The organism is Salinivirga sp., from assembly GCF_035268865.1.
In the GTDB taxonomy this organism is placed as follows: domain Bacteria; phylum Bacteroidota; class Bacteroidia; order Bacteroidales; family Salinivirgaceae; genus Salinivirga.
This window is the reverse complement of record NZ_DATFKB010000236.1, coordinates 1-11,515: the sequence shown is the minus strand read 5'-3', so window position 1 is coordinate 11,515 and position 11,515 is coordinate 1. Positions and strand designations below refer to the sequence as shown.

Annotated in this window: 6 protein-coding genes; 4 read left to right on the top strand and 2 right to left on the bottom strand. The window is 39.5% G+C overall.

The window, feature by feature from the left end:
• Window positions 1–5: 5 nt before the first annotated feature.
• Both VJ937_RS15740 and VJ937_RS14300 read right to left on the bottom strand, forming a co-directional pair.
• A complete protein-coding gene (locus tag VJ937_RS15740) occupies window positions 6–1,919 on the bottom strand; it encodes an MFS transporter (protein WP_414706418.1) in 1,914 nt (637 codons plus the stop codon).
• A gap of 525 nt (window positions 1,920–2,444) precedes the next feature.
• Complete coding sequence (locus tag VJ937_RS14300; protein ID WP_324068211.1) at window positions 2,445–3,455, bottom strand: LacI family DNA-binding transcriptional regulator; 1,011 nt, start codon at window positions 3,453–3,455, stop codon at window positions 2,445–2,447.
• Window positions 3,456–3,855: 400 nt separating this feature from the next.
• On the opposite strand from VJ937_RS14300, the gene VJ937_RS14295 reads away from it, so the two are divergent.
• From VJ937_RS14295 to VJ937_RS14280, 4 genes are all read left to right on the top strand, one after another.
• Entirely contained in the window at window positions 3,856–6,849 is a 2,994-nt protein-coding gene (locus VJ937_RS14295) for a TonB-dependent receptor (protein ID WP_324068209.1), read from the top strand.
• Window positions 6,850–6,868: 19 nt separating this feature from the next.
• On the top strand, window positions 6,869–8,458 hold the full coding sequence (locus VJ937_RS14290; RefSeq protein WP_324068206.1) for a RagB/SusD family nutrient uptake outer membrane protein: 1,590 nt from the start codon (window positions 6,869–6,871) through the stop codon (window positions 8,456–8,458).
• Window positions 8,459–8,476: 18 nt separating this feature from the next.
• Window positions 8,477–9,532: a SusE domain-containing protein gene (locus tag VJ937_RS14285; RefSeq protein WP_324068204.1), complete on the top strand. Its 1,056-nt coding sequence runs from the start codon at window positions 8,477–8,479 to the stop codon at window positions 9,530–9,532.
• A 100-nt stretch (window positions 9,533–9,632) separates the two neighbouring features.
• Window positions 9,633–11,492 (top strand): glycoside hydrolase family 13 protein, encoded by a 1,860-nt coding sequence (locus VJ937_RS14280; protein WP_324068201.1) that lies wholly within the window; start codon window positions 9,633–9,635, stop codon window positions 11,490–11,492.
• The last annotated feature ends 23 nt before the right edge of the window (window positions 11,493–11,515 follow it).

Here is an 11,515-nt window from a genome sequence, read left to right as displayed (position 1 = left end):
ACAAACTAGTCCTCATCTTTTACAAAAAGTACAGATACAGCTGCAAGTAACAGAGCTATACCTCCAAGTACCAATGCATAAATTGCTTTTTCATCGAACCAGAATTTAACCATAAAACCAAGAAGGCTTGCTGCTAAAATTTGTGGTATTACCAGGAAAAAATTAAAAATTCCCATATACACACCCATTTTATTCTGGGGAAGTGATCCGGTTAAAATGGCGTAAGGGATAGCTAAAATACTTGCCCAGGCTAAACCTATACCAACAAAAGGTAGCAGCAATAACCATGATGTATCCTGAATCCAGAAAACAGCCAAATAGCTGAGTCCGCCGACAAGTAAGGATATCATGTGGGTTATCTTTCGTGTGGTGATACGCGACAAAAACATTAAGAAAAATGCAAACACGGCTGCAAATCCATTATAAACGCCAAAACCTACTCCAACCCAATCAGCTCCATCATTATAATTTTTTCGTATTTCTTTTAACCGGGTAAAAAATGTGAACTTACCATCCATATTTTGGGGCAATGTTACAAGCCCTTCACCAGCCAGTTGATTTACCTGTTTAAGTGCTTCGTAGGGTATATCAGGTGTCTTACTTTTTTCTTGCCGCTCAAGTTCTTTCAATACACTTGCAATGCGCTCGTCATCTGATTTATTCCTGGCACTTTCCAACTGATTTTGCAGTGTTTCAACTACTTCTTTTTCCTTTAAAATATGATCGCTAAGATAAAATTTAACCAGATTAACTTTTGCTGAAGCTTTTTCATCATTATTCAGGTGTGCCTGATATTTTATCAGCTCTTCTCTGATTTCTGTGGCCCTGCCAGAATTTATTTTATCCTTGTTTTCTAGTTCGTCCAATTGTGTACTTAAAAATTTAACCATATTCTGGTCTACTTCCATATCGTACTTATCGGCCGTAACGCCATTGGTGGTATAAATCCACATGGCAAATAATGCAAACCAGGAGAAAAACTGAACAACTGCGAGTTGCTTCATTGTAAGTGGCATATTATTCAGGTCGTTAAAAATAGAAGTGTAGCCATTTCTAACTTTCCGATGTTGTAATAGCGCCGACAAAGCTTCGAGCAAGCCAAAAGCCATTAAACCAAAAGAGAGAATAAATACCTCTTTTTCGACATGCACATAAACAAACAGCAAACTTAATAAGCCACCGACAAGGAAGGAAATAATTCCTGTTCTTAATGAAACTTTAATTGCAGGGCCTGCTTCTGCATGATCATCCTCGCACACATCCTCGCTATGATCTTCAAATTCCTTAAGTTCTTCCGGCGAATATTCTTTGGAGCGTATCACGGTCCATAGCACGGCAAGGAAAAACACGGCACCTCCAACATAAAAAGAAAACTTAACTGAATCGGGAATTACCCCTTCAGGTGCAGTATTTGAAAAGCCAAACCAGTTGGTCATCATATAAGGAAGTAGCGAAGCGATTACAGCTCCGGTCCCGATGAAAAAGCTCTGCATAGCAAAACCTGCAGTGCGCTGCGATGATGGTAAATTATCACCAACAAAAGCTCTGAATGGCTCCATGGAAATATTGATAGATGCATCCATGATCCAGAGCATACCTGCGGCAACCCACAAAACAGGTGAATTGGGCATTACAAGCAATGCCAGTGAAGCTAGTATTGCGCCTATTAAAAAGAAAGGCCTTCGGCGCCCTAAACGACACCATGTTTTATCGCTCCAATGTCCGATAATTGGCTGCACAATTAAACCTGTTACGGGTGCAGCAATCCAAAGTATTGGAATATTATCGATGTTTGCGCCCAATGTTTCAAAAATACGACTAACATTGGCATTCTGTAAGGCAAATCCGAATTGAATCCCAAGAAAACCGAAACTCATATTCCAAATCTGCCAAAAACTTAATTTAGGTTTTTGTTTCATCCTTTTGATTTTAATTTTTAATGGTCAGACAGAAGGCGCATGATATCATCATAATTATCAGATGATTTTTGGAATACCATATTCATGTGCATTTCTTAAGCTAATCCATTACACTCACATTTTGACAATCACATTCGTGAGATTATTAATTCACTCCATAATACTTGTTGACATTTTTGCCAAAATAAAGCCATTTATAAATCCAATGTCAACATATTTAATTTTTGCATATAGTAAAAACAAATTTGACTATACCTTAAATAAATATTCTTATTCTATGAAAATATATTCAACACAAAAAAGGTTATATAAACCTATGGAATGGCCCTGAAAAGGGCGCATAGGAGAAAGCAAAAAAACAAAATCATTTTTAAGTTGGCACTAAAGTAGAAAAAAAAAATTAAAATACCATACTGATCATTCAGGATTGACGATTGATACTTCCACCCTCAAATACAATAAGCAGGGCCGGCCCTGGCAGTACTCAAAACACCTTAAGGCACTCTATTACTGCAGATTAGCTTTTCAATAAGTAGATTTTCTTACGATAAGTTTTGTGGGTATAACTTCGGTTCTGGATGGCAATTCCTCTTCATTATTAATGCGTTCAAGTAACAATTTTGCCGCCTTCTCACCCATCAAAAATCCATTTTGTTCAATGGTGGTAAGTGGAGGGTCGGAAAGACGGGAAATGACACCGTTTGTAAATCCTACCACAGAAACCTGATCAGGAATTTTAATCCCTCCCTCTTTGAGCGCTGAAATGGCACCTAAAGCTGTTAAATCATTAACAGTAAAAATAGCATCGGGCAATTTATGCTCAGACAGCAGCTGCCGGATTGCATTTTCACCTTTTTCGTAATTGTCTGCCTCAATCACATACTCATTTTTATATGGTATAGCATATTTCTCAAGTGCCTGCCGGTATCCGGTCAGGCGTTGGTGGCTGATTGTCAGATTCTCTGGCCCCTTAAGATGGACAATTTTTTTACACCCTGTATTAATAAGGTATTCTGTTGCATCGAATGCAGCTTTTTTGTCGTCAATAATAACATTATCGGCATTTACCCCCTCGCAAGTCCGGTCAAAGAAAACCATTGGCACACCTGCCGCATCAATGTGCCGGAAATGATCATACTCAACGGTTTCTTTAGTACGCGAAATAAGCATGCCATCAACCCGGCTTCCAAGCAAGGTTCGTGTATTATGTATTTCACGTTCAAAAGATTCATTCGATTGACTGATAATTACATTATAACCGGCTTTGCTGGCAACCTCGTCAATACCACTAATTACTGATGAAAAGAAATGGTGTACAATTTCAGGCACAATTAATCCAATCACATGACTTTGCCTGCTTTTAAGGCTCAGCGCAATAGAATTTGGCTGGTAACCCATTTCACGGGCATACGCCACAACCCGGTCTTTTGTCTCCTGGCTTATATCAGGATGGTCTTTAAGTGCCCTTGAAACAGTTGATGCCGAGATACTTAAAGCCCTGGCTATATCTTTTATTGTAATAAATGTCCTCTTCATTTCCGGGTGCTTTTAACTCATTCAGTTTTTACAAAAATATTCGGTTAAAATATTAATATCTCAGTATATCCGCCAATATTCTTTTGACATTAATGCAAATTATACGTAAATTGCTGTATTACATACTTAAACACTGTAATACCATTGTTTGTTAACCATTTTGAAAGATACATATTTTTTAGAATTTAATAAAATTTAGATGCAATCGTTTGCGGTCTCGTTTGCGTAAAAAAATAACTCTAAATTCTTGATTTTTATGCCATAAAGAATATTTTTGTGTAGGAGAAATGTTAAAAAATCTTTAAATCATTTTTAAGTTAAAAACATCTGCATTTCAATATGCAGATAGCGTAATTAAATTATTAATCAATAATCCCTATCAAGATTAAAACTATATGCAATGGAAATTTTAAAGACTAACACACTTAGATTTTTGCTAATGGTGGGGCTCTTAACCATTACATCTGCTATGTTTGCACAAAAAACAGTATCAGGTGTTGTGGAAGATGAAGAGAGCAACACTTTACCCGGGGTAAATGTGACGATAAAGGGCACGACCGAGGGTACAATTACAGATTCAAAGGGCCAATACAGTATTCAAGTTCCGGGAAACGACGCTGTGTTGGTTTTTTCTTTTGTAGGCTATATGAAAGAAGAAATCCCGGTAGGAGACCGCACTAAAATTGATGTGGCACTCTTCCCCGACATAGAGTCACTGAGCGAAATTGTGGTAATCGGTTATGGTGTAACCAAAAAAGAAGATGCTACAGGTTCTGTTCAGGCCATCGATTCAAGAGACTTTAATGTGGGGGCTATCACAGCACCCCAGGACCTACTAACCGGTAAAGTTGCCGGAGTTCAAATTACAAGTAACAGTGGTGCGCCAGGAGAAGGTTCAACTATCCGAATAAGAGGAGGGTCTTCACTTTCGGCTTCAAACGACCCATTAATTGTTGTAGACGGTGTGCCATTGGCCGGTGGCGGAATCTCAGGTTCTCGTAACCCATTGAACGCCATAAACCCCAACGACATTGAAACTTTCACCATTTTAAAAGATGCATCGGCTACTGCTATTTATGGTTCAAGGGCATCTAATGGTGTAATTCTTATCACTACCAAAAAATCTGAAGTAGGTTCAGAATTAAAGGTTAACTATAATGGTAAGCTGAATGTCTACTCCTCAAATAAACGTGTAGATGTGTTAGGCGCAGATGAATTCAGATCGCTCATTGAAGAGAGACATCCTACACATGTGGATATGCTTGGAAACGCCAGCACAGACTGGCAGGATGAGATTTACCAAAATGCGATGGGTACAGAGCACAACGTTTCAATTGCCGGAGCTTATAAAATGCTTCCATTCCGCGCTTCTGTAGGTTACTCCAATAACGATGGTATTCTTAAAACGGACAATAATGAGCGTTTCTCGGGTTCACTTAACCTGAATCCATCATTTTTGGATGACCACTTAAAAATTAACATTAATGCAAAAGCCAGTGTTACAAATAACACATTTGCTGACCGTGGAGCTATTGGAGCAGCTATCCAACATGACCCAACTCAGCCCGTAAACTGGGATACTACATTCACCGGTATACCAATACTGGGCGAAACAGACTGGGGTGGTTATTATGCAAGGCTGCAAAGCAATGGCCAACCAGTGCAACTTGCCACAGCAAACCCTGTTGCTTTGCTCGAGCAAAGAGATGACAAATCAACGGTAAATAATTTTATTGGTAATGCTAAAATTGACTATAAATTTCACTTTTTACCCGAACTAAGGGCAAACCTAAACCTGGGTTATGATTACTCAAAAGGTGAAGGTGATGTGTATGTACCGCAAAATGCGGCTTTTGCATATAATTCAGGCCACGGTGGTGGTACAGACAACACCTATACACAAATTAAGAAAAATGAACTTTTAGATTTTTATCTTAATTACGTAAAAGAGATATCAGCTATCGACAGTAAAATTGATGCCATGGCTGGTTATTCATACCAATACTTCCTGGACGACTCTTACGGAGTTAACTCAAATGTTGCTAATGACTCATCGGAAACAACATATCCTGATAACCCCAAAGAGCTCGTTCTTCTCTCTTTTTACGGAAGATTAAATTACACACTGGCTAACAAATATCTGTTAACCTTTACACTTCGTAACGACCAAACATCAAGATTTTCGCCAGACACACGTTCCGGAATGTTCCCATCTATAGCATTGGGCTGGAAAATACACGAAGAATCTTTCCTAAGTAATGTCGATGCATTATCTCAGTTGAAACTACGTCTGGGATGGGGTGTAACAGGCCAGCAGGATATTGGTCCAGATTGGTACGTTTACATGCCAAGGTATACTTATAGCTTACCTGGTGCTTCATACTTATTTGGTAATACTTATTATCAGACAATACGTCCTTCAGGTTATGATGAAAATATTAAGTGGGAAGAGACTACCACTTATAATGCTGCCATCGACTATGGTTTCCTAAATGACAGGATCACCGGTTCAGTAGATATATATTTGCGTAAGACGAAAGATCTGCTAAACTATATTCCAGTGCCAGCAGGTAGTAATCTTACGAATTATATCAATACAAATGTTGGTGATTTGGAAAATAAAGGTGTTGAGTTCTCTATCAATGCCAAACCAATTTCCACACCGGATATGGTTTGGGATGTTGGTTTAAACGTGACCTATAACGAAAACAAAATTACTAAACTAACCCTGTCTGATGATCCGGATTATCTTGGAGTTCCAACAGGAGGCATCTCCGGCGGTGTGGGCAGTAATATCCAAATTCACAGTGTGGGGCAGCCATTTAGCTCCTTCTTTGTTTACGAACAAATTTATGATGACAATGGTGACCCAATACCTGGTGCTTTTGTAGATCAGAATGGTGACGGACAAATAACCGAAAGTGATAAAGTTCATAAAGAAAACCCCACCCCTGATGTGTCATTAGGTATTAACACGGGATTTAGTTACAAAAACTGGTACTTCTCCTTCTCAGGAAGAGCCAACTTTGGAAACTACGTTTATTACAACGCTGAGTCTGTAAATGGCACTTACCAAAGACTATACCGTCCTGAAGGACCATATTTAAGTAATGTGACAACTGGGGTATACGATTCTGAATTTGAAAATGCCTATTACATGTCAGACTATTACCTGAGAAACGCTTCATTCTTCAGAATGGACAACATTTCTTTAAGCTATAAATTCAACAACATTGCAAATCAAGGTATAAACCTCACTGTCACAGGTACAGTAAACAATGCCTTTGTAATCACAAAATACGATGGTATTGATCCTGAAATATCAGGTGGTATTGACAATAATTTTTACCCACGTCCAACTGCCTATGTATTGGGTGTAAACGTGAACTTTTAATCGATAAAACAATAAAGAAATGAAATATTTGATCAAACTTACAGCTATTTTATTGGGATCTGTATTCGTCTATACATCTTGTATAGATGACCTCGATACAGAACCAATAGACCCGGATGAAACTACAGCAAGTGCTGTTTTTGATGAACCGGGTGCTTATAAAGCATTTCTGGCAAAAATGTATGCCGGACTTGCCGTATCAGGCCAGCAAGGACCTGCAGGTATGCCGGATATCAGTGGTATTGACGAAGGTTTTAGCCAATATCTGCGCGCTTACTGGGAACACCAGGTACTAACAACAGAAGAAGCTATAATTGGCTGGGACGATCAGACCATTAAAGATTTCCACAGACAAGAATGGGGTAGCAGCGACAATTTTATTGCCGCCATGTATTATCGCATTTATTACCAAATTACCCTGGCCAATGAGTTTTTAAGAGCTACAACCGAAGATAAACTGGACGAACGCGGAGAATCTGATCAGACCAAAGCTGAGGTGGCTCAATATCGCAATGAAGCCCGCTTCTTGCGTGCTTTAAGTTATTGGCATGCACTGGACTTATTTGGAGGAGGAGTACCATTTGTAACCGAAGATGACCCAATTGGTTCATTTATGCCTTCGCCAATTAATAAGCAAAACCTGTTTGAATTTATTGAATCAGAATTACTGGCAATTGAAGATGATATTACAGCAGTTGGTGCTAATGAGTATGGTCGTGCAGATCAGGGTGCAGTATGGACTCTTTTGGCTAAACTATATTTAAATGCTGAAGTTTATATCAACCAGGACAAATACACAGAATGTGTCACTTACTCCAAAAAAGTAATTGATGAAGGGCCATATACATTAGAAGACAACTATGAGCACCTATTCCTTGCTGATAATGACCACTTACAGGAAGTTATTTTCTCGATCAATTTTGATGGTATTGAAACCAGAACTTACGGAGGTACTACTTTTATCATAAGTGCTGCGCTGGGTGGTGACATACCTCCCGCAGAATTTGGTTTAGGCGGTGGCTGGGCTGGTACTCGTACCACAAAGGCACTTGTTAATAAATTCGATGCAAATGACGGACGTGCATTATTTTATGATGAATCATACGGGCAAGCTCTGGAAATTAATGACGAATCAGATTTCCAGCAAGGATATGCTGTTGGTAAATTCAAAAATGTAACCAGCACAGGAGCACCCGGTTCAGATGTTACTTATCCAGATACAGACTTCCCCATGTTCAGGCTGGCAGACGTATATTTAATGTATGCCGAAGCCGTACTTAGAGGTGGCAGTGGGGGTACTGTAGGTCAGTCCGTTATATACATCAACTATCTTCGTCAGCGTGCCTATGGAGATGCTTCCGGCGACATCAACTCCGGAGACCTGACATTGGATTTCATCCTTGATGAAAGAGCCCGTGAATTATACTGGGAGTGTCATCGTCGTACAGACCTTATACGCTATGACCGTTTAACCGGTGGTGATTATGTGTGGCCCTGGAAAGGTGATATTCCAGAAGGTACTGCAACTGATGACAAATATAACCTGTTCCCATTACCGGCTGCGGATGTAAATGCCAATACCAATTTGGATCAAAATCCAGATTATTAATATTAAAATTTGTTAAAAATGAAACATTTAAAATATATAATATTAGCAATAATGGGCATCGGACTGCTTATTGCATGTGAAGAAGATTTTGATGATCCGGTGCTGCAACAAGTAGGAGACTTAACTCTAAACGAGTTAAGTGCAGGTGATTTTGAACCTGTGCTAAGTGACGATATTGCAGAGGATACATTTGCGACCTTCGCTTGGACACCAGCTGAATACAACGTAGCTACTATCAATGAATATACCATTGAAGTAGATACAGTAGGTAACAACTTTGAGAATGCCGTAGAATTGGTTAAAGTAGCAGACACTACACAAAAAGCTGTTACTGTATTTAACTTTAACCTGGCACTCACAGGAAAACTAGGCTTTGAACCGAACCTTAATTCCGATGTTGAAGTCCGAGTGGTTTCAATTGTGGGAGAAACAAATCCCCAAATGGCTTACTCCAATGCAATTGCTTTGAATGTAACTACATATGATCCTCCATTTGAGCCAGAAAAACTCATTGTTTATGGTAGTGATGATACAGAAATTGGATATTTAATGCCGGTTGACGAGCAGGGAACTTATGAAGGGTATGTGTATGTTGAAGCTGCCAACGAAGTTCAATTTGGAGACGAAGCACGTGAAATAATTTTAGGTAACGACAGTCCTGTCGGTCCTGATGACGATGTGGATCTGAATGATGACCTTCTCGAAGATCAGGGATACATTCCAATGGATTCAGGATACTATCAGGTAACAGTAAATACCTATGATTATACTTATGACATGTATAGCACATATTGGGGTGTAATCGGTTCAGCCATGCCCGATGGTTGGGATAGCGATATTGACATGACCTACGTACCTGAAGATAATGTTTGGACCATCACTCAGGAAACCGCTGACGGTGAATTTAAGTTCCGCCCGAATGATATTTGGGACCCATTGAACTATGGAGATGATGGTGCTGATGGTGTACCCGAGGAGTACGGTGCCAATATTGCCATTAGTGCAGGCACATGGACAATCACTTTAGATCTTAGTGAATACCCATACTCCTACACAGTAGAAGAAGCTAAATAAGCTTAATACAACAAATAAAAAAGCCCACCCATCGTCATTGATGGGTGGTCTTTTTAACATTCGGATTACCAGTTCAAATTTTCTTGATAAAATACCACGCATGAGTACTATAAGGAAAAGTATTATCTTGCTTTTGCTGAATATTTTCGCATTCAGCATTTTCTCCTTTGGACAACATGAAATTAAGCGCATAGAACCCGCATTCTGGTGGACAGGCATGGAACACACTGAAGTTCAGGTTATGCTTTACGGAAGCAATATTGGAGAACTCAATCCGGTAATCAGTTATCCGGGGGTAACGATTAAAAAAGCCTTATCTACAAGCAATAAAGACTATCTTTTCATTTACCTCGACATTTCCAGAACTACTGAACCCGGAATGGTAAATATTACCCTTCAAAAGGATGACAAAAATGTTCAGGAAATCAAATATCAACTAAAAGCAAGAAAACCTCAATCAGCATCCAGGGCCGGATTCAACAGCTCAGATGTAATTTATTTACTTTACCCTGATCGTTTTGCCAATGGAAACACAGCAAACGATAATATCAAAGGATACGAAGACAAATTAAACCGTGCTGACGACTATGGTCGCCATGGAGGAGATTTGCAAGGCATTATCGACCACCTCGACTATATTGAAGAAATGGGGTTTACAGCCCTTTGGCTCAATCCGGTGATGGAAAATGCTATGCCAAGAGCCTCATATCATGGATACGCCATAACGGACTTTTACAGGGTCGACCCAAGGCTTGGAAATAATGAATTGTATGTAAAACTGAGTAAGGAAGCCGACAAAAGAGGCATCAAGCTCATTCAGGATATGATAATGAACCACTGCGGAGCCAACCACTGGTGGATGCAAGATCCACCATCTTCGGACTGGGTACATTATCCCGAACAAAAAACCAATACCAATCACCGAAGAGTTACCCTGCACGATCCTTATGCATCGCAGGTTGACAAAGATGTTTTTGAACAAGGTTGGTTTGTAGATGCCATGCCCGACATGAACCAGGATAACAAATTGCTGGCAGATTATTTAATCTATAACTCCGTTTGGTGGATCGAGCAGGCTAATCTGGGTGGAATTCGCCATGATACCCATCCATATTCAGATACAGACTTCCTTAACCGGTGGACGTGTCATATTATGGAGGAGTATCCGGATTTTAATATCGTGGGAGAAGAGTGGAGCCTAAGCCCCATTGTATTAGCAAAATGGCAAAGGGGAAGCAACCTGCCGGTAGATTTTTCTTCATGCTTACCCAGTTTGATGGATTTTCCCATTCAGGTTTCACTTGTAGAAGCACTCATTGAAAAAGAGGGTTGGAATACCGGTTTTATCAAAGTATATGAAAAACTTGCCAGCGATTACCTCTACCCCGACCCCATGAACCTGGTCATTTTTCCGGATAATCATGACATGGACCGCTTTTACCGACAAGTGAATGAAGATATGGATCTTTTTAAAATGGGTATTGCCTATTTTTTGACTATGAGAGGTATTCCACAAATCCAATATGGCACAGAAGTGCTTATGAGTAATACAAAACCTCATGATCATGGCCAAATTCGCGAAGATTTTCCCGGGGGGTGGGAAAATGATAAAACAAATGCTTTTACAGGGAAAAATTTACCTGAGTCCAAAGCCAAAGCTCAGCATTTCATTAAAACACTTTTGAACTGGAGAAAAAATAACTCAACCATTCATCATGGCAAATTGATGCAATATGCCCCGAGCCATGACGGCACTTATGTCTATTTTCGTTACGATAGTAACCATACCATTATGGTTGTTTTCAACAAAAACAAAGAAGCCGCTGAAATTGATACCAGCCATTTTCATGAACGTACAAAAGGTTTTACAAGCGGCAGAGATATAATTACCGGAAAAGAGTACAAAATAGAAAACCTTAATGCGCCAGCAAGAAGCGTATTAATACTGGAATTGAAATAAATTAAAAAACAAAAATACTTTAG